This window comes from Streptomyces sp. RB17 (genome assembly GCF_009604455.1).
GTDB lineage: Bacteria > Actinomycetota > Actinomycetes > Streptomycetales > Streptomycetaceae > Streptomyces.
In genome coordinates, this window is sequence record NZ_WEGL01000011.1 from 30,125 (window position 1) to 50,694 (window position 20,570).

Sequence of the window (20,570 nt, forward strand, 5' to 3'; positions counted from 1 at the left end):
CCATAACAGCAACACCGTATCCACTTTGGAGATCGCCGGTTGGGCGTGGACCGCCGGGGGCACCGCGGTTACGGCTCAGACATCACAACGCTGCAGGTCACAGGCGCGTGGTGAAGCGGCCGTCGGGCAACTTGCGCGGCCAGCCCCGCCCGGCGAGCTTGGACAGCGTCCCACGCAGCCGCTCCAGCTTGCCCCGCACCGCCACCTCCAGCCCCAGTGCCTCGCCGACCTGCTTGACCATGACCGGCCGCCGGCGCCCCGGACGAGCGCGAGGATGCGCTGGTAGTCCGGTGGCAGCGAGTCCACGTCCACGCCACGCCCGCGGTGCGGCACACCAACCTGCGCACTGTCACCGACGCACGCCACCTCCAGGACACCGCAAAGGATGCTGGAACCAGGATCTGCCCACCGCGCTGGCCGGCCAGCACTGATAGTGGAGGGCTCGGGTACCGGCTGGGCGGGCATGGCACGGGTGGGTCTCATCTGATGCCAACAGGCGTGTGGTGCCGGCGATGCCCGCTAGGGTTCACATCTCATTCACAATTGCTCTCGGCGGGGGTCTTGTTCGTGTCGAGGATTGCTGCTCGTCGTGCTTCGGACCCGGCTCGGATCGGGCGCTTCCGGGTGGTCGGGGTGCTGGGTGCGGGTGGGATGGGCACCGTGTACGCCGCGGTCGGGGAGCGGGGTGAGCGGGTAGCGGTGAAGGCCGTGCACGCCGGGCAGGCTGCGGATGACCAGTTCCGGGCCCGGTTCCGGCGCGAGGTGCAGGTTCTGCGGCGGGTGTCGGGTCCGTGTCTGGTGCCGCTGCTGGAGGCCGATCCCGAGGCGGACATCCCGTGGCTGGCGACGGCCTACGTACCTGGCTTGACGCTCGGAGAGCACACGTCGGTGCACGGGCCGCTGGCCGGGATCCAGCTGCACCTTTTCGCCGCGGGGACGGCCGGGGCGCTCGCGGCCGTGCACGCCGCGGGGGTGGTCCACCGCGATCTGAAGCCCGCGAATGTGACCCTGGCCCCGGACGGGCCGCGGGTGCTGGACTTCGGTATCGCCCACGTCGCCGACGGCACCGCGGTCACCCGTACCGGCCTGCTCACCGGGACCCCGGGCTGGCTGAGCCCCGAGTATTACCGTGACGGCACTGCCGGGCCGTCAGGGGATGTCTTTGCCTGGGGTGTGCTGCTCGCCTTCGCGGCCACCGGCCGCCACCCCTTCGGCGCCGGCAATGCCGAGGCCGTCGCCTTCCGCGTCCTCAGCGCCGAGCCGGACCTCGACGGTGTCCCCGACGACATGCTCAGTCTGGTGACGGCGTGCCTCGCGAAAGACCCGGGCCATCGGCCGTCGTCCGCCGTCGTGGCGCAGAAGACCGCCGAGCTGCTCGGCGAGCAGGTGACTCAGGCTCTCGGGGATGTCCATGACCAGCCGACCGAGGTCCCGAACCTGATCGCCGAGCAGTGGCATCCCCCGACCGTCGAAGACCCCGCATGGCCGGCTTCCGCGATACGCCCTCCCCACAGCCGCGCCTGGCTCATCGTCGTCGCGGCCACCGTGTTCGCCGCGGCCGCCACAGGGACCTGGTTCGCCCTGGACCCGGGCCACGCCTCAGCGCGCGCCACCCACTCCCCGCAGCCGACCGCGGCCCGCTCCACCCTTGGCGCCACACCGGCTGGAACCACGCCGCCTCCCGCCCGTTCCGCCGTCACCGAGTCGCAGACCCCGACCGTCGCGGCGTCGTCCGCGCCGACGCAGACCCAGGTGATCACCCTCAGCCCCTGGTCCCCAGGCGGCACCCCGGCAACCGGCATCACCATCATCGACCGTGCCAGCGGCTCCTGCTTCGGGACCGCCGAATCCACGATGCGCACGGACGCCTGGCGCTGCACCGCCGGCGACCGGATCCTCGACCCCTGTTTCTCCCCGGACTCCAATCCCTCGGACACCAGCGCACTGTGCCTGGACGGCGCCCCCGACGGCATGGTCGAACTGTCGGTCCCCGAGGGCTTTCCCGGCAACAACAACCACATGCCGGGCGGACCCGACATCGAACCGATCACCCTCGTCCTGACCAACGGCGCCCGCTGCTCGTTCGTCGGTGGCGGCACCGCAACGCTCGCGGGACAACGCCTGAACTACGGCTGCGACAACGGCGGCTACCTGTACGGCTACCCGAACGAGACCGCCGCCGTGTGGACCATCTCGTACGCCGCTCCCGGCAGCGGAGCCAGCGTCTCCACGCCGATCACCACTGTCTACGAGTAGCGCGCCGACAGCCACGCTGCTGAATCAGCGGATGGTGGCATCGGCCGCCGGATCCGGCTGAGCGGAATCGGTCATGGCTGACTTGCGCTCTTCCGGGCTTGTCCTGCGCTGCCGAAACTCTCGCTTCAGGAAGGTTCGGGGGAGGGCGAAATGGCTGTTCAACGTGGACGGAAGCCGACTCGTCGTAGCGGGCGGGTGACAAGAGCAAAGCCGACGGGCAGCGTCCTGGCTTCGTACCAGGACGTCGACGGAGTGGCCGTGGACGCTCTCGCCGAGCGCCGCTGTCGTTCCCGGCTGTGTGGACATGACCTGGTAGAGGCGCTGCAGCAGGTCGTCTCCCGCATGGCCTTCGATGCGAGGCCCGGTCGTGGTGGCGGCGTTCAGGAGCTCGCTGGCGACACCGCCCCACCTGCGCCACAGGTTCATGTCGCCGACCACGATGAGGTGGCTGCGGGCGCGGGTGATGGCGACGTTCCAGAGGTTGAGCTGGCGGTGGACCCAGCCGATCGCGCAGTCGTGCATGCCTGCACCGGCGACGAGTGAGAAGACCATGACGTCGCGCTCACCGCTTTGGAAGGTGTGCACGGTGCCGACGCGCACGCGTTACCGGCCGTATTGCCTCAGTTGCGCGTGGAGTTCGTCGGCTTGGGGCGTGAAGGGGGTGACCACGCCGATCGTGGCTTCGTCGGGTTGGGACCGCCGTACGGCCGTGACGACCGGGTTGCGCGCTGCGGGCACCCGGCACTCGGGCGTCTGTGAGGAGACGCTGCGCTCTGGCGCGTGCTTGTGGACCTGGACGACCAGCTCATGGCCATCGGTGAGGTAGCCGACGACGTCGGCGCCGAGTCGCCGCTCTTGCGGCTGGCGCCCCCCTGATCGCGCCGCTCGCCTTCGTGCGCTGTTGTGCTCGGCCGGGATCAGGTTCGGGGTGTTGCGTGAAGGAGGTTGAGCATGTCCTGCGGTTCCTGGGTGGTCGCGAGATGGGGGCGGGAGGATGGCCGGGTGCTGTCCCGGGCCTATGGTCTGACTCATGATATTTCTGACCGAAGTGTCTCAGTCACACGGTGTCGGCCGGCGGTCGGGGATGGTGCGTTGTCGGTGCCGGGCTGGCGGGGTGTGTCCCGATAGGGGCCTGTCGATCGTTGTGGCGTCCTCACGATTCTGACCGTCTGACGCGGCCCGGTACCGGCAACGCGATACGTCATCGGACGGGAAGGGAACGGGCATGCGTGGTTCGGCGCTGTCCAGTACGACGCCTGCTCCGCGGGCCCGCCTTCGTCGCCCTGCAGGGGAGGTGGTGCTGGGAGTGGACACGCACCGGGACGCCCATGTGGCTGCGGTGCTCTCCTTAACGGGGGCAGTGCTCGCCACTGACGAGTTCCCGGCCACCTCGGCTGGATACCGCGATCTGCTGAAGTGGGCCAGGAAGTCGGGAACCGTGGGGCGAGCCGGGGTGGAGGGGACCGGTTCCTATGGGGCGTCCCTGTCCCGCTATCTGCTGGCCCAAGGCGTGGACGTGTTCGACGTGAACTGGATGGACCGGGCGGATCGTCGTCGGCGCGGCAAGTCGGACCCGCTCGATGCCCAGAACGCGGCGCGAGCTGTGTTGAGCGGGCGGGCCAGCGCCCGGGCCAAAACGGGCGACGGGCCGGTACAGATCGCGAGAATGTACAAACTCACGAAGGCGTCAGCCGTCAAGGCTCGCACCCAGGCCATCAATCAGCTCAAGGCCGTCCTTGTTACTGCTGATCCCGCATTGCGGGAGGAGCTGGCAGGACTGGGTAATGCCGAACTCTTTCGTACCTGTGCGCAGTTCGCGGACAGGAGCAGTTGCGCGGAGATCGGCGAGGAGTCGGTGCTGCAGGCCACTCGGATCACGCTGGGCCTGCTGGCTCACCGGATCGACCAGCTCTCCGAGCAGATCCGGGACGTGGAGACTCGTCTGACCCGGCTCGTGGAACGGCATGCCCCGCAGCTGCTCGACGTGGTGGGGATCGGCCCGGACACGGCGGTCACGTTGCTGATTACGGTGGGAGACAACCCGGAACGGCTGGACAGCGAGGCATCGTTCGCCGCGCTGTGCGGGGTCAGCCCTGTCGAGCGTTCCTCGGGGCGCCGGCAGGTCCGTCGCCTCAACCGCGGCGGCGACCGGCAGGCCAACGCCGCGCTCCACCGCATTGTGTTCACCCGCTTGAGGGTCGACCCGCGCACTCAGGACTACTACGAGCGCCGGGTCAAGGAGGGCAAGACTCGGCGGGAGGTCGTCCGTTGCCTCAAGCGCTATGCGGCCCGGGAGGTCTTCCACCTGGTCAAACAGCTACAGCCAGCTCCCCGCTCATAGGGGCTGTGTGATACGGCGAGGCCCCGCCGGTGTCCGCTCTGACGCGACTTTGGCCAAGCCGTGAGACGACGAAGCCGCATGGGAGTGTTCCGGTGCGGCTTCGTCTGAGATCGGCTGCGCCGACGCGCACAATGCGGTTGGCGCCGCATGCGCTCCGTATTCCTCGTGACGCTTCCCGAGTGCGCTTACTTTGCGACTGCATCGACAGAAATGGTGCTGTTGCCGTTGTCGTCCGTGACGAGGTCGTCCAGAGTGCGCCGGTAGACGGCGGTGCGGTCGCCGGGGGCGATCTCCGCCGTGGGGCCGAGGTTGGTCCAGTCGACGTCGGCGAGGGGCCTCTTTACCGCGTGCGTAGTGGTCGGTGACGTCAGTGGGTGGGAGCGCTCGAAACGGGCGCGGCGGGCGCCGGCACGGTAGGCGACGGCACGGTCGGACTGGGCGCGGTGGGCCCCGGCACGGTCGGAGCCTGGTGGCCGAGGCGGATCAGCGCACGGCGCGCGAGGTCGGTGATGCCCTGGGCGTTGAGGAATTCCAGAGTGGGCAGTTCGCAGCCCAGCCGGCGGCGGGCCGCGATGACGGCTTCGACGGCCATGAGGGAGTCGAGGCCGAGCTGGTCCAGGCGACGGTCGCGGTCGAGTCGGGCGGGGTCGGTCTGCAGGATGTCGGCCAGCACCTGCGTGATGGCGTCCGCGGCCAGTGCGAGCGCTTCCGCGGGGGTCGCGGTGGCGAGGCGGTGGCGCAGTTGGTCGGGGCCGTCGTCCTGGGGGGTGTGCAGGGGAATGAGGCCGGCGAGGCGTGGGGTCTGCACGGCCGGCATCATGCTGCGGATGCGGGCCCAGTCGATTCTCGCTGCCGCGCTGACGTCGATGTCCTGTGCGATGGAGTGTGTGAGTGCCGTGCAGGCTTCTGCGGGGGTGAGGTTGTCCAGGCCGAGACGGGCGAGCATCTCGGTAATGCCGTGTCGGGCGGCGTAGCCGGTGTCCCCGACGGCGCCCCAGGCCACGGTGGTACCGGGCAGGCCGGTGGCGCGCCTGTTGCGGGTGAGCGCTTCGAGGTAGGCGTTGGCGGCGGTGTAGTTGGCCTGGTAGGCGTTGCCGAACCAGGCGGTGACCGACGAGCAGGTCGCGAAGAGGTGGAGGTCGCGGTCGCGGGTGAGTGCGTGCAGGGTGGCCGCGCCGAGCATTTTGGGCTCCAGAGCGGTGCGCAGACGTTCGTCGGTGAGTTCGGCGAGCGGGGCATCGTCCAGGACCATCGCGGCGTGAATCACTCCGCCCAGCGGTTGACCACCGGTGTCGATGGCGGCGAGTGTCCGGCGCAGGTCTTCTTCGCGGGTGACGTCCGCGGTATAGCCGGTGGCGGTGGCGCCGCGCTCGGCGAGGGACTGGATGAGCTGGGAGGCGCCGGGAGTGTCGGCGCCCCGGCGGCCCACGAGTGCGAGGTGGCGTGCGCCGTGGTCGACGAGACGGTGGGCGAGGGCTGCGCCGAGTCCACTGAGTCCGCCGGTGATCAGATAGGTGGCTTGCGAGGAGAGCCGCATTGGCGAGGACGGGTGCTCCAAGGGCGGAGGTTCCTCGAAGGAGATGACGACCTTGCCGAGGTGGCGCGAGCGTTGCAGAACACGCAGTGCCTCGGCGATTCGGGTGGCCGGGTAGGTCAAGTGCAACAGGGGGCGGTACGTCCCGTCCGTGATCAACCGTGCTGTTTCGTCGAAGCAGGTCGCGGCCTGGGGCTGGCGGCCGGCAATGAGCTGGTAGGCGTCGATGCCGAAGAAGGCGATGTTGTTGCTGAAGGGTCGCAACGCCAGCGGCGTGGAGGTGTAGATGTCGCGCTTGCCGAGTTCCAGGAAACGCCCGCCTGGGCGCAGGAGTTCCAGACTGCGGCTGATCGCTTCTCCCGCCAGGGAGTTGAGGACGATGTCGACCCCCTGTCCGCCGGTAAGGTCGCGGACGTGCTCGGCGAAGTCCAGGGTCCGGGAGTCCAGGACGTGATCCACCCCGAGCATGCGCAGCAGGTCGCGTTTGGCCGGCGTGCCGGCGGTGGCGATGACGATGGCGCCCCGGGCTCGGGCAAGTTGGAGCGCGGCGAGGCCGATGCCGCCGGCGGCACCGTGGATGAGGACGGTTTCTCCCCTCTGAAGACGCGCGAGTCGTTCGAGGGCATGGTGGACGGTGAAGTAGACGACCGGCAGGGTGGCGGCTTCGGTGAACGCCATGCCGTCGGGGACGGTCCCGACGAGGCGGGCGTCGACGGTCACGTGGGAACTGAGGCTGCGGGGGGCGAGCGCGTAGACGCGGTCGCCGGGTGACAGGTGGGTGACGTCGCCGCCGACGGCAGTGACCGTGCCGGCGCATTCCAGGCCCAGGGCCGGTCCGTCCGGCAGTGGCGCTTCCGCACCCGGGGGCAGGAGGCCCACGGCGAGCATGACGTCACGGTAGTTGAGCGCGGCCGCTGCGACGGCGATGGTGACCTCGTTGTCCGCGGGCCGCTGTGGTTGGTCGGGAACCCAGGTGAGCCGGGGACGCAGACCGGCGTCGTGCAGGCGCAGGGTGAAGGGTGTCGCGTCGGGGGTGTCGGGAGCTGTGGCGGACGCGGCCTGGGCGATGGTGCGCGGGACGAAGCGGCCACCGCGGGTGAGGACAACCTCGTCCTCGTCGGTGGGGTCGAGTAGTTCGGCTGCCAGGCGCCGGGCGTCGTCGACGGACTGTGGCCCGGCGTCCAGGGAGATGCGCCGGACGGTCAAGTAGGGGATCTCGTTGGCCAGGGAACGCGTTGCACCCCACAGCGCCGCGTCCTGAGGAGCGCCAGGCTGCTCGGGGGCGGGGTGGATGCCACTGGGCCGGGTGACGATCCACAGGCTGGCCGTGCTCCCGTCCGACAGGTGCGAGTCGCTTCCGGCGAGTTCCCGCAACACACCGAGCCGGGCGGCCGCTCGGTCGCAGACATCGGCTGGACTGTCGTCGACGTCGTCAGCGTCGAAGACCAGTACTGTGGTCGGGAGTTGCTGCTCAGCCGAAACCTGCGCCCAGTGCCGAGGCGTCTGGGTGAGACCGGTGACTTGGACGTCGGCGCCCGCGCGGATGAGGATGTCGGCGAGGTCCGGGACCAGGCGGCTGTCGGGGGCTTCTCCGGCCAGCAGCCAGCGTGTTTCCGGAGGGGCTTGGGGCGTGGCAGGGACGGCGACGGTGGTGCGTGCCGCGCGGCGGGCGCAGAGCACCGAGTACTCGAGTTCCGGCCGGGCCCGATCGTGTCCGAGTTGGGCGACCTCGTCGAAGCCGCATTCGCGCAGCAGCGGCTGCCAGGCATCACCCGGCAGCAGAGGAGAGTCCGATCGCAGCGGGGCGTCGGTGAAGTCCCAGAAACCCTCGAGCGTGCCGAAGCAGGGGGCCAGGAGACCGGGCTCGTGGGTCTCGTGGGCGAGGAGCTGCCCACCGTCGGCGAGGAGGTGGGTGATGCGAGTCAGGGTCGCGCGCAGGTCCCGGGTGGCGTGCAGGACATTGGTGGCGATCACCACATCGAAGGATGCCGCGGCGAAGCCCTGCTCGGCCGGGTCCTGGTTCAGGTCCAGGCACTGGTAGTCGACGAAGTCGAAGTCCGCGAAGCGGGCCCTGGCAGAGGGGAAGAAACCGGCGGACACATCGGTGAAGCTGTACGCGGTGCGTTCCGGCGGCAGGTGGGGCAGGAGCAGGGCCGTGCTGCTGCCGGTGCCTGCCCCGACCTCCAGGACGCGCAGCGGCCGGTCCTCGGGCCACGCGCGGACCTGCTCGCGCACCAGGGCGAGCAGCAGCTGGTTGTGGAAGCGGGGCTGGACGGCGTCGCTGTAGAAGTACTCGATCAGATGGCGGTCGGGTTCGTCGAAGAGCAGAGTCAGCGGATCGTGCTTGCCGCGCAGTACATCGGCCAGGTGGAGGCAGCAGCGGCCGAACAGGGACGTCTCCACGGCGTGCTGGGGGAAGTCGTCGACGAGTTGCTGGAACAGCTCCAGTGGCGGGGGGCCGTCGGTGTCGGGCAGACGCCAGCGTGCGGAGCGGCCTTCCGCGGCTTGCCGGGTCTGACGCAGCAGGCCGCGGGTGGCGTGGGCGAGCAGTTCGGCCAAGCGGGTGTGCCGGGGCAGCATACCTCCGGCTACCAGGTCACTGACGTCGAACTCGGTCTGGTCGGCGGGCAGGAGCTGGGCGAACGCGTCGGCGATGAGGAGCGAGCAGCACTCGCGCAGACGCTGCAGCCCGATGTCATGCCCTTCCTCGCGCCAGGTCCGCTCCAGACCGTCGCGGTAGGGCAGACACGCCTGCACCAGGTTGGTGGGTGAGGGCAGGGGGGCGGCTCCTGCCGGGGCGACGGCCCCCGGCGCGGCACGGAGCACGTTGACGAGGTGCTGCACGGGCTCGGTGGGAGTGTGGCCCATGCGACGCAGCCGGCAGCCGGTGAGCTGGAGGCAGACCTGGCCGTCGGTGTCGGACAAGGTGATGTCCCAGCAGGTCTCCTGCGGGTTGCCGTCCCGCAGACGTACGTGGACCAGGCCGGTTCGCGGCGGGGTGCGCCACAGGCGCAGCGTTTCGACGGCGACCGGCAGGAACGGCAGGTACTCGCCGTCGACGCCGGTCAGGCAGCCGCCCGCCTGGAGCGCGCCGTCCAGCAGGGCCGGGTGGACGTGGTAGCCGTCCGCAGCTTCGTCCAGGGCGTAGGAAGCAAGGGCTTCCTCCTCACCCCGGCGCAGCTCGGTGAGGACCTGGAAGGCCGGACCGTACACGAGGCCGGCGCGCCGGGTACGGGCGTAGTGATCGGTGACCTCCAGGTGGGTGTGCAGGCGCGAGCGCAGGTCGGCGAGGTCGACGGAGGGCGGCGCGGCAGCCAGCAGGCGCCGGACGCGGGCACGAGCGTACTGCTGCCAAGGACGGTCGTCGCCGGTACGCGCGGCGATCGTCAGGGCCTGGTCGCCTTCGCTGAGGGAGACCTGTACGCGGACGTCGGCGGTGTCGTCGTCCCACGGCAGGTCTAGGGCACGGGTGATGAGGAGATGGTTCACCTCGACCGGGGCGTCGTGGACGAGTCCTCCCGCGGCAAGGGCCATCTCCAGATAGGCGGCGGCGGGCATGACCACGGCGCCTGCGACCTGGTGGTCGGCCAGCCACGGCAATCGGGAGGGTTCCACCAGGTTGGACCAGGCCGGCTGCTCGACGGAGACGCGTGCCCCCAGCAAGGGGTGCTGAACGGGGGAGGTCTCGCCGGCGACGCGCAGCCACCACTGCGGGTCACCGTGCCAGCGCCGCTCTCGCTGCCAGGGGTACGCCGGCAAGTCGCTCATGCGTCCGGGCCGTGGGAAGAAGGCGTCTCCATGGGTCAGGGCCCCGGCGGCCAGTACCTGTGCCGCCGCGGTGTCGACGGCGGCCGGCCCCGGCACGGCTCGGGCACAGGTGGCTGTCACGAGCACTGGGCGTTCAAGCTCCTTGGTCGCCTTGCGCAGGTAGGGCCGAAGGACGGGGTGGGGGCCGATGTCGACGAAGATGTCGTAGCCGTCATCGAGCAACGTACGCAGGGCCGGCCCGAACAGAACGGGCTCGCGGACGTTGCGCCACCAATAGTGGGCTTCCAGCTCCTCACCCGGGCAGACCGCGCCGGTGACCGTCGAGACAAACGGCAGAGCGGCGCTGTCGGGACGCAGCCCGTCCAACGACTGGAGCAGGCCGTCCCGTACGGGGTCCATGGCTTGGCTGTGGAAGGCGTAGTCCAGCTCCAGCATGCGGAAGAAGACCGCGCGCACGTCCAGATCGGCTCCCAGGGCTCGGAGTTGTTCCTCGGGACCGCAGATGGTGACGTCCTGATCGCCGTTGACGGCGGCGATCTCCAGCGTGCCGGCGTAGGGAGCGAGTTCCTTGGCCGCTTCCTCTGCGGACAGGCCGACGGCGGCCATCCGGCCCCGGCCACGTGTGACTGCCTGGGCTCGGCTGCGCTCGGCGACCACCCGGGCGGCAGCAGGCAGGTCGAGAGCACCGGCGACGTGGGCGGCGGCGATCTCGCCGACGCTGTGGCCCAGGACGGCGGCCGGTCGGATGCCCCGGGACTTGAGCAGTTCCACCAGACCGATCTGGAAGGCGAACAGCAGCGGCTGGGCGATCTCGGTGGCCTCGATACGCCCCGGGTCCGCCGCCGCCATCTCCTCGCGTACCGACCAGCCCAGGTGAGGTCGGAGTGCGTCGTCGACCCGGTCGAGTGCGTCCCTGAAGACGTGTTCTTCGCTCAGCAGGTCCGCGCCCATGCCGGCCCATTGGGAGCCGTTGCCGCCGAAGGCGAACACCACACGGCCGTCTGCCACCGCTTGCCCTGTGGCGGTGCCGGCGGGCAGGGGCAGTGCCCCTTGACCGACGGCCTCCAGCGCTTCGGCTGCCTGCCGGGCGTCGCGCGCCAGGACCACCGCCCGATGGGGGTGCAGGGTACGACGGTGTACGGCCGTCCACGCCGCGTCGTAGAAGCCCTCAGGGGTTTCCCCGAGCAGCCGCCGGCCCATGCGAGTGGCCGCTGCCTCCAGTGCCTCGGGGGTGCACGCCGAGACCACCACTGGCAGCAGTCCTGGGGGTTGCTCACTGTGGTCGGTGGTGGCGGGAGCCGTCGGCGCGCCGGTGAGCACGACGTGCGCGTTGGAACCGCCGAAGCCGAAGGAGTTGACACCGACCACCGGTCGCTGCCCGGGCAGCGACCTGGCCTCGGTGCACGGGTCGAGTCGCCAGCCCTCGAAGTCGATGTGCGGGCTCAGCGGCTGCGCGTGCAGGGTCGGCGGGATGCGACGGTGCCGCAGGACGAGCAGTGCTTTCATCAGTCCGGCCATACCGGAGGCGGCCTCCAGGTGACCGGTGTTGCTCTTGACCGATCCGATCGGCAGCGGCCCGACGGTGCGGTGGGCGCCGAGAGCGCGGCCGATGGCGTCGCACTCGATCGGGTCGCCCACCGGTGTACCGGTGCCGTGGGCCTCCAGGTAGGAGAGGTCGTCGGCGCTCACGCCGGCTCGGGCGTAGACCTGTTCGAGCAGTGCCGCCTGCGCCCGCGCACTGGGAAGTGCCAGCCCGGTGGTGCTGCCGTCACTGTTGACGCCACTCGCCAGGATCACCCCGTGGACGCGGTCGCGATCCTTGAGCGCGTCGGACAGGAGCTTGAGCGCCACGACGCCTCCGCCTTCCGCGCGTACGTAGCCGTCGGCTTCGGCCGAGAAGACGCGGCAGCGGCCGGTCGGCGACAGCATGGAGGCGGCCGAGAAGCCGGTGAAGCCGAACGGGCTGAGCAGGACGCTCACTCCTCCTGCCAGCGCCATACGGGCCCGGCCCGTCAGCAGCGTCTCGCACGCCTGGTGCAAGGCGGTCAGGGCCGATGAGCAAGCGGTGTCCACCGTCATGCTCGGCCCGTGCCAATCGAGCAGGTGCGAGATGCGGTTGGCCGCGTTGGTGGCGGCAAGGCCGACCATCGTGTACGCGTTGGGTGCGTCGCCGCCGGTGGACTGCAGGTCGGCGTAGTCGTGACTCGACATACCGACGAACACTGCCGTGTCGGAGCCCGCGGTGGCGGCCTGGTCGATGCCGGCATCGTCCAGGGCCTCGACCGCCATCTCCAGCAGCAGCCGGTGCTGCGGGTCCATGCGCGCGGCCTCGCGCGGTGACACCCGCTGGAAGTAGGTGTTGTCGAAACCGGTCACGTCCTGGAGAAAACCGCCCGCGGCCGTGTAGCTCTTGTTGTTCCTGCGCCGTTCAACGTCGACGAACCTTTCGGCGTCGAAACGGTCGGGCGGTACCTCGCCGACTAGGTCGCGTCCCGCGTGCAACGCTTCCCAAAGGTCGTCCAGACCCGAGACGCCGCCTGGCATTCGGCACGAGACGCCCACGATCGCCACGGCCTGGCTGTCGGGGTATGCGGGGGCCACAGCCACGGAGTTCTCCTGCACAAATGAGTGGGAAGCAGCGGCGAGCTGCATGCGATCGGAGCCGGCGGTGTGTTCGTCGCCGAGCCTCCGCGATCTTAGGGAGTGAGGGAACGGTCCCCTCCACGCGTTACTGCATACGTGGGAACACACGACGAGCGATGTTCGGGTGTTTCGGAGGCATTCGTACCAGTCGGGATTGCGACGACGGCCTCGATGCGTTCACCACTGCGGGTGAACTGAGGAGTGCCTCTGCTGGCTCCCACCTGCGGATATTCACGATCGGGTGAGGAGGTGGCGTCAGTCCGCCGAGCGTCTGCTACCGCAAGGGTGACGGTGAGCCACCGTTCGCCAGAGCGCCGGTAGGGTCACCGCCGTGCTGGTCCCCCCGCAGGATCCGCCACCTGCACGACACGGGCAGCCGGATCTCTGTCGCCGTCGCATTCCCGCGCCGCCGGCCACAGCCCCGCCCACGAAAGCCCACCTCGACGCGGCCTCGACGACGTATCTGGAAGGCAGGCCATGAGTAGTTCACCGGTTGCCCCACCGACCGTCAGCACCGACCTGACCGCATGCGGCTGGTGGCGCCCATGCACGGTGCAGGTCATCGGAGAGGTGCCGGCCGACCATCAGGCGCTACGAGCCTTCCTCGACCGTCTGGTCGCCGCTTTCGAGTTCCAGGGCCACTCCGTCTTCGACCGTTCCCACGGTGACGTCGACCTGATGCTCATGTGCGGGCAGATCCCAGAAGGGCCGCAGCCACTGCGGGAGCGGATCCCCGAGAACTACCCGCCGCTGAGTGCGATGCTGCGCCAGCGCCATGGTCTGCGCCGCAACCCGCGCCACGTCGTCGCCGTGGTCGAGGTGCCTGAACGGTTCAGCACCCTGCCCCACGCCGAAGTCGTCGCCACCGCTCGCACCGCCATGGGCCGACTGGGCGCGGCCAAGGTTTTGTTCGTGTCCCGCGGGGACGCTCCCGGCCGGGTGGCGGAGGTGACTCTGTGCACCATGGAGGGCGGCCACCCCACCGAGATGGACGACATCGCCGACCGCATGCGGGACCGGCTCGTCACCGCAGCCTGCGCCCAGCAGGTCGCCGACGACTACGACACCGTCCGCGACGCCATCACGGCCGAGGCGTGGCAGGCCGCCACCGCCCCCGAGCAACTGGCCGGTGCGGGCCGTCGGATGGGTGAACTGGGTCTGCTGTCGCCGCCGTTGAAGGTGTCCGACTTCGTTTCCGACCAACTGGCCGACATGTACGAGATCTACATGGGGGTGCGCGGCTTCAGTGAGGGCATGCTCTTCGCCTTCGACCCCGACCTCGATTGCTTGGTGGTCAGTGCCTCGGGCTCCTGGGACGTCGACAAGCGGGCATTGACGCGTGAGCAGGTCGTGGCCGTCGAGCCGCGTCTGGCCGGTGGACGGCGTCTGCGCGTCCTGGCGCCGAGCGGCACGCTGCCGATGCAGCCGTCGGTGGAGACATGGGAGATCTGTGCTCTGATGGAGGCTTGCCCCACCGTCCGTGTCACCAAAGACATGGCCGGCACATGGGTCCCGGACCCGAATGGTGAACGCGAGGTTCCCCTGGTCCGCGCCGGTATTCACGCCCACGTCGGCGTCACCTCCAGCGATGACGCAGTGATCGAGACCGTGGAAGCCGACCGTGAGCGGTTTCCTTACGGGTTCGGCTGCGGCACTGACCTGACCGTAGAGATCGCACGCAACACGGTCCGCCGGTCACACGCCATCAATGACCCCGCGGACCCGCGGGTCTACGTGCGCTGGCCCTTGCTGTACCACGGGGAGATGGCCGTCGAACTGTGGAAGCCCGGCCTGCCTTCCCAGCCTTTCCAGGGTCTGCTCGACCAGTACGGCACGGCGGTGCAGTTCACGCCCGACGACGTCCAGCAGCCGCGGTGAGCGGACGTCCTCCCTCCCGGCGCAGCGGAGGGCCGTCATGCCGAGCGCGGTGATTACCGGAGCCACCTCGGGCCTCGGACTGGCCTTCGCCGTACACCTGGCCGGGGCCGGTTACGACATGACGCTGGTCGCCCGTACCGAGCGCGATCTGGAGAGTACGGCCGACCTGCTGCGAAGCCCCGGTCGGCGGGTCACTGTCATGGCCGCCGACCTGGCCACCGCCCCCGGCAGCAGCAGGCTCACCGAAAGTCTGGCCCGGACCGTACCGGACCTGCTGGTCAACAACGCCGGCATGGCGGTCGCCGCGGCCTTTCCCGCCAGTGACTCCGGTGCCGAAGAGGCTCTCCTGCAACTGAACATCGGGTGTGTGCTGCGCACGACACAGGCCGTCCTGCCCGCCATGATGCAGCGCGGCTACGGCGCCGTCGTCAACGTCGCGTCCGTCGCCGCCTACGGTCCGACCTGGCTGGCCAGCACCTACCCCGCCAGCAAGTCGTGGGTGCTCGCCTTCACCGAGTCCATCGCCCGCTCCGCGCCGGTCCGAGACAGCGGGGTACGCATCATGGCCCTGCTGCCCGGCTACATCCGCACGGCATTCCACCAGCGGGCGGGGCTGGAGGTCGGCCACCTGCCCTCGTGGATGTGGCTGAACAGCGAGCAGGTCGTTACCGCCGCCATGCGCGACCTCGCCAGAGGCCGCCTGGTCAGCATCCCCACCCGCCGCTACAGAGCCTGCGCCTGGGGGTTGCGGCACCTGCCCCGCACGCTGACGTCCGCATTCAGCTGGGACCTCGGCCGCGCTCGGTCGGCCCTTGCCCCGCCCGATGCCCCATGCACCGCGGACCCCGCGGCATGACCCTTGGGACGGCTCACACCCACGTCGATGCGCCCCTCAGCCCCGCCCGGTGGGGCGGCATGGGCACCACGGTGCCCGGAGTGCGCCTCGGCCGTGACCTCTTGCGCGGCAATCGGGTGCTGCTCGCCTTGGCCGCCGTCTTGTCTCTCTTCGCGTCCGCCGCCGGCCTGACCGTGCCATGGCTGGCCATGGTCGTGACGGACGCCCTCACCCACCATCAGCCGATCACCCGTGCCGCCCTGTGCATGAGCACTGCTGTCCTGTGCGCAGCCGGATTCCAAGCCGTCGCCGGATGGCTGTTGGCCGGAATCGGCGAACTCGCCGTACTACGACTGCGCTGCCAGGCCATGGACCACCTGCTGCGGCTGCCATTGCATGCCGTCCGCGACGAGGGCACCGGCGCTCTCACCGCCAGGGTCACCTCTGACGCCGTGGTACTGCGCATACTCATCGAAACCGGTCTCGTGCATCTCCCGGTCGCGCTGATCACCACCGCAGCCACGCTCACCGCCATGGCCGTCATCGACCCAGTCCTCACCTTGGTCGCCGTCGGCGCCTTCAGTCTGGCCGGCGCCGGTATCGCACTGATGACGGCTCGCATGAAACACCTCGCGGACGCGCAGCAGCGCGCCCTCGGACAACTCGCCCAAGGTCTCACCGCCCACCTCACCGCGCTCGTCACGGTCAAGGCGTGCCGCTACGAGGCCGCAGCCGCCCGGAAACTCGGACATGCCGCGGCCGACGTGCGCTCCGCATGTCTCCCTGTCTCCCGACTGCAGTGCATCATCGGCCCGGTGGTGAGCCTCGGTCAGCAGATCGCGGTGCTGGCCGTTGCCCTGGTAGCAGGGCAGCAGATCACGCGAGGGGTGCTCTCACTAGCCTCTTTCAGCGGCTTCTTCCTCTACCTGCTGCACCTCACCTCCCCCCTGGCCATCGTCGCCCTGGGCATCGGCCACGTGCAGGCGGGGCTGGCTGCGCAAGGCCGTTTCCGTGACCTCTTCACGATCACCGCGGAAACGGACAACGCCACACCGTCCAGCCTGCAATCGCCCTACAGCGAAGCTGAAGCCGTGACGTTCGACCACGTGACCTTCCGCCATCCCGGAGGCAGCCCGGTCCTGGACCGTGCGAGCTTTCACGCTCCCGCAACCGGCCTGACCGCCCTCGTCGGCCCCTCAGGCACCGGGAAGTCCACAGTGCTCACTTTGATCAACCGCCTCGCGTCGGCCGATCAAGGTGAGATCCGTGTGCTGGGGCGCCCCGTGGACAGCTGGCCTCTCAACGAGCTACGTCGGCGCACCACCTACGTCGACCAGCACGCCACGCTGATAGAGGGCACCCTTCGTGAGAACCTCCATCTCGGCCTTGAGGGACCGGTCAGCGACGAGACGCTGCTGGACGCGCTGGAGAAGGTCGGTCTGCGCGAGGCCGTCCTGCGCCTCCCCAGAACCCTCGGCACCCCCCTCGGCCGCGCACACGACCTTTCCGGCGGTCAACGCCAGCGCCTGGCCGTGGCCCGTGCTCTCCTCGCTGACAGCGACATCGTCCTCCTCGACGAACCGAACTCCCACCTGGACGGCATCAGCGAAGGCCGCATTGTCCAAGCCCTCGTCGACTTCTCGGCAGCTCGCTGCGTCATCGTCGCCAGCCACCGGCCATCCATCGTCCACAACGCGCGGCACGTCGTTCTGATCGGAGAGGACGGAACAGTTGTCAACGGCAGCCACGAAGAACTGCTTGCCACCAACATCCACTACAGGAATCTTTTCTCCGGCTACGCCACAGCCTCCTCGGGCTTCTCGGAGTTCTGACCCCCACCCGCCGCCCTACGCCAAGTGCGTGCGGACGCCTGCCCCTCAGTCGGCCGCGCCGCCCCCACCGCGCCTGTCAGGAACGGAGCCGGGCGTTGGTAGGCATCCGGCCGGGGCGTGAAGATGCGCCGGTGGACGGGCCGCGCTGGCCAGAGCGCGGGCCAGCGCCCGGCCGATTCCGGTGCTGGCTTTGGAGACGAGCGCAGTCGGCATGGTGTGCCCTCTCTGGAAGTGCTGGGGGGCGCTTCGCGGGAAGTGCCGTGGGGCTTCACGCCTTTCGGCTCCCATCCTTCTCTCCAGCCGACCCGTCTCCAGGGAGCGGCGCAGAGTGTCCCGTCACCGGCACACGCACGGGTGAGGAGCCGTGTCCGTCACCTCGGCCGGGCGTTGGGCAGACGCCCCGGGGTGCAGGAGACAGACCCCGTCATGTACTGGCCACCCGAAGGGACAGCGTGCCTGATGCCTGACAAGTCGGCGGGAGTTGCCGTTCCCCAGGAGACCGTGGTCCCGAGGGCTCGTGCCGCCGTCGGGCGAGCGGCCGGCCTGCTCGACGCAGTGGCACGGTGGTCGTTCCGCCGTTGCTGGTGGGTACTCGGTTCTGCGGCCTGCCTGCTTGCGCTGTGCGCCGTGCTGGGCGTGAGCATGGGCGGCCGGTGGTCCAACGGGGGCTACAACGCGGAAGGTACGGCCGCCTGGCGGGCCGAGGACGCCGCGCGACCGTTCGCCGCTAGCACTCCCGATCTCGTCTTGTACGCCCGGCCCGGCCGGTCGGTCGACTCGCCCGGTGTGGCGGAGCAGGGCCGTCGGGTGACCGAACTGGCCGCACGCGCACCGGGAGTCGAGGTCGCGCTGTCGTACTGGAGCACCGGGTTGGGTCCGCTGCGCACCGCGGACGGGCGTGGCGCGTTGCTGCGCATCGACCTCAAGGGCAGCGACTCCGATGCCGCCCGCACGGCCCGCAGCCTGGTGCCGGTCCTGCGGGCCGCCGCTCCGGGGTTGAGGCTGTCCGTGAGCGGCCCGGCCTGGGTGAACGTCACCGCCACCGAGCAGGCGCAACGCGATCTGTTGCACTCGGAGCTGTTCAACCTGCCCGTGGTTCTCCTGGTGCTGGTGCTGGCCTTCGGCTCTCTCGGTGCCACGCTCGTGCCCGTGGTGATCGGGGCGGCCGCGGCGTCCGGAGCCCTGGCCGTGCTGTCGGTCGTGACCCGGCTGACGCCGGTGACGGTCTTCGCGGTCAACCTCAGTTGCGCCCTCGGCTTCGGTCTGGCCGTCGACTACGCCCTGTTCACGCTCTCCCGCTACCGAGAGGAGCGCGCGCGTGGACTGGTCGCGGAGGAGGCGGTCGGGCGAGCGATGTCTACCACCGGACGGGCGGTAGTCTGCTGCGCCCTCACCATGGCGTGGTGTATGGCGGCGCTGCTGGTGTTCCCGTTGGGGCTCATCCGGTCGCTCGCGATCGCTTCGCTGATCGTCGTCGCGTTGTGCGCGGTAGGCACCGTGTTCCTGCTGCCCGCACTGGTGGCCGTACTGGGCGAGCGCATCGACGGGCTCATCGCGCCCCGGCGCCGGCTCCGGTCCGTCACCGGGGCATCGGTCAGCCCGGCCTGGCGGCAGGTCGCCGTCACCGTCACCAAGCGGCCCGTGCTGTGGGCCCTGGCCGGTTCCGCGCTGCTCCTGGGATTGGCGACGCCGGTCCTCGGACTTCGGCCGGCTCTGATGGACGAGACCATCCTGCCGCCCCGAGCCGAGGCGCGAGCCGCCGCAGAGGCTGTCCGCCGCGACTTCCCCTACCCGCCCGACCGACAACTGACGGTGGTGCTGCCCCGCACGGACCCGGTGGCCGAGGCGGCCGGTCTGGACGCCTACGCACGGCACCTGTCGACGTTCCCCGGCACGACGCGGGTGAGCACCGCCGCGGGGGACTACACCGGCGGGAGGCTCGCCGAAGCCCGGCACACCACGGCGTCCGCGAAGCGCGGAACACTGGTGGTGGCGTTCGCGGCGGAGCCCGTGCAGTCCCGTGCGACCGCGAGGCTGGTCGACGCCGTCCGCGGCACGCCGGCGCCGGGCCCGGCACAGGTCGCCGGAACCGCCGTCCATCTCGCCGACACCAGGCGGGCGGTGACCGCCGCGTGCGGCTGGTGGGCGGCCCTGACACTCGGCGGGGTGTTCATCATGCTGCTCGCCTTCACCAGGAGTCTGCTGATCGCGCTGAAGGCCGCCGCCCTGGGGGGACTGAGCATCGGCGCGGCGCTGGGGCTGATGGTGCTGCTTTTCCAGCGGTGGCAGCTCCTGGGGCCGCCCGCGGGCGGTGGTGAGGGCGCCCTGGAGATCACCATGCCGTTGCTGGCCGCCGCCCTGGCGTTCGGACTCTGCGTGGACTACGAGGTGTTCCTCGTCTCCCGCATGGTGGAGGAGTGGCGGCGTACGCGCCGAAACACGGCTTCCATCGTGTTCGGCATCGAACACACCGGTCGGCTGTTCACCGCCGCGGCGCTGGTGGTGGCCATCAGCATGGGCGCGCTGATGGTGTCCCGGGTGCGTCTGCTGGTGGTTCTCGGCGCGACCATGGCCGCCATCGTCATCCTCGACGCCACCGTCGTCCGGGGTGTCCTCGTCCCGGCGGTGATGCAGCTGGCCGGCCGGGCGAACTGGTGGACCCCCGCAACCCGCCGGCGCGCTCCGGCCGGCCCGTTCTCCCACCGCGACGGTGACAGGGCACCGGACAGTGAGGATTCGGGACGGCCACACGAACGGGTGAGGAGGCGGGCACTCGAGTGAACCGCGTCGTGACGTGCCGAACGGTTCGGGGCGCCGAGACGCCGACCGGTGTCATCAATGGCCTTGAGTAGCAAGGGTCCTTGCGCTCCGGGCGGTCACCGGACACCACCCACCAGCGGCCTGAAGACGGTCGGCCTCGTGCACGGCAGCCGCGCCAGGTTCGCCGTCGCCGCCGCGCTCGCCTGGTGTTCGACGGGCAGCCTCCTCGCCCTGCCGTGGACGATCAGCGCGGTGGTGACCGCACTCGTCCGCCGCGAACCGGTCGCCGGCGCCCTCACCGCCCTGACCTGTCTGACGCTGGCGGCGTCCGCCGCTCAGGCCGGCTGCGGCTGGATGCTGGCCCCCGCTAGGGAGAGCGTCGCACGGGGCCTGCGGGCGCGGGTCGCCCACACGCTGCGTCTGCCCCTCGCCGACGTCCGGGCGCGGGGAGCGGGCGACCTCACCGCCCGGATCGTCCATGACACCGGCCAGGTCCGCGCGGCGCTGGAAAGCGGTCTGGTGCACGTCCCGGCGGCCGCCTTCGGCGTCCTGGCCGTCCTGACGGCAATGACCTGCCTGGATCCCCAGCTCGCCCTGGTGACTGTTGGGACGTTCCTCTTGGTCGATGTTCCCGCCCCGGGGCGATCTCTACGAACTCGTCGAGCCCGTTGATCTGGTGAGGACATACGACCCGGACACCGTCGTGGGCAGGCTGACCGCCTT

The 20,570-nt window shown here is 70.2% G+C and carries 10 protein-coding genes; 7 read left to right on the forward strand and 3 right to left on the reverse strand.

What is annotated here, in order from left to right; translation table 11 throughout:
• Positions 1-97: 97 nt before the first annotated feature.
• Positions 98-241 carry a hypothetical protein gene (locus SRB17_RS38040; RefSeq protein WP_228396503.1) on the reverse strand — a complete coding sequence of 48 codons (144 nt, stop codon included), beginning with the start codon at positions 239-241 and terminating at the stop codon, positions 98-100.
• 326 nt (positions 242-567) lie between these two features.
• Here SRB17_RS38040 and SRB17_RS38045 point away from each other — a divergent pair, with 326 nt between their 5' ends.
• On the forward strand, positions 568-2,256 hold the full coding sequence (locus SRB17_RS38045) for a protein kinase domain-containing protein (protein WP_416237120.1): 1,689 nt from the start codon (positions 568-570) through the stop codon (positions 2,254-2,256).
• 24 nt (positions 2,257-2,280) lie between these two features.
• Here the strand turns inward: SRB17_RS38045 and SRB17_RS38050 are convergent, their stop codons facing one another.
• Entirely contained in the window at positions 2,281-2,856 is a 576-nt protein-coding gene (locus tag SRB17_RS38050; RefSeq protein ID WP_323377108.1) for an AAA domain-containing protein, read from the reverse strand.
• A 706-nt stretch (positions 2,857-3,562) separates the two neighbouring features.
• On the opposite strand from SRB17_RS38050, the gene SRB17_RS38055 reads away from it, so the two are divergent.
• Positions 3,563-4,597, forward strand: a complete 1,035-nt coding sequence (locus SRB17_RS38055) for an IS110 family transposase (RefSeq protein ID WP_323377110.1) — start codon at positions 3,563-3,565, stop codon at positions 4,595-4,597.
• Positions 4,598-4,964: 367 nt separating this feature from the next.
• Here the strand turns inward: SRB17_RS38055 and SRB17_RS38060 are convergent, their stop codons facing one another.
• Entirely contained in the window at positions 4,965-12,506 is a 7,542-nt protein-coding gene (locus tag SRB17_RS38060) for an SDR family NAD(P)-dependent oxidoreductase (RefSeq protein WP_323377112.1), read from the reverse strand.
• Positions 12,507-13,019: 513 nt separating this feature from the next.
• On the opposite strand from SRB17_RS38060, the gene SRB17_RS38065 reads away from it, so the two are divergent.
• From SRB17_RS38065 to SRB17_RS38085, 5 genes are all read left to right on the forward strand, one after another.
• Positions 13,020-14,420 (forward strand): hypothetical protein, encoded by a 1,401-nt coding sequence (locus SRB17_RS38065; protein WP_228396504.1) that lies wholly within the window; start codon positions 13,020-13,022, stop codon positions 14,418-14,420.
• A 37-nt stretch (positions 14,421-14,457) separates the two neighbouring features.
• A complete protein-coding gene (locus SRB17_RS38070; protein WP_153545693.1) occupies positions 14,458-15,276 on the forward strand; it encodes an SDR family NAD(P)-dependent oxidoreductase in 819 nt (272 codons plus the stop codon).
• 59 nt (positions 15,277-15,335) lie between these two features.
• Positions 15,336-17,087, forward strand: a complete 1,752-nt coding sequence (locus SRB17_RS38075; RefSeq protein WP_194294256.1) for an ABC transporter ATP-binding protein — start codon at positions 15,336-15,338, stop codon at positions 17,085-17,087.
• A gap of 459 nt (positions 17,088-17,546) precedes the next feature.
• Positions 17,547-19,868, forward strand: coding sequence for an MMPL family transporter (locus SRB17_RS38080; protein ID WP_194294257.1), 2,322 nt, complete (start codon positions 17,547-17,549; stop codon positions 19,866-19,868).
• Positions 19,869-20,006: 138 nt separating this feature from the next.
• Positions 20,007-20,519, forward strand: coding sequence for an ABC transporter transmembrane domain-containing protein (locus tag SRB17_RS38085; RefSeq protein ID WP_194294258.1), 513 nt, complete (start codon positions 20,007-20,009; stop codon positions 20,517-20,519).
• The last annotated feature ends 51 nt before the right edge of the window (positions 20,520-20,570 follow it).

Bases quoted from the DNA above. Each gene is read 5' to 3' on its own strand.
- SRB17_RS38080 (WP_194294257.1), top strand. From the start codon at position 17,547: ATGCCTGACAAGTCGGCGGGAGTTGCCGTTCCCCAGGAGACCGTGGTC.
- SRB17_RS38065 (WP_228396504.1), top strand. From the start codon at position 13,020: ATGAGTAGTTCACCGGTTGCCCCACCGACCGTCAGCACCGACCTGACC.
- SRB17_RS38040 (WP_228396503.1), bottom strand. From the start codon at position 241: ATGGTCAAGCAGGTCGGCGAGGCACTGGGGCTGGAGGTGGCGGTGCGG.
- SRB17_RS38070 (WP_153545693.1), top strand. From the start codon at position 14,458: ATGCCGAGCGCGGTGATTACCGGAGCCACCTCGGGCCTCGGACTGGCC.
- SRB17_RS38075 (WP_194294256.1), top strand. From the start codon at position 15,336: ATGGGCACCACGGTGCCCGGAGTGCGCCTCGGCCGTGACCTCTTGCGC.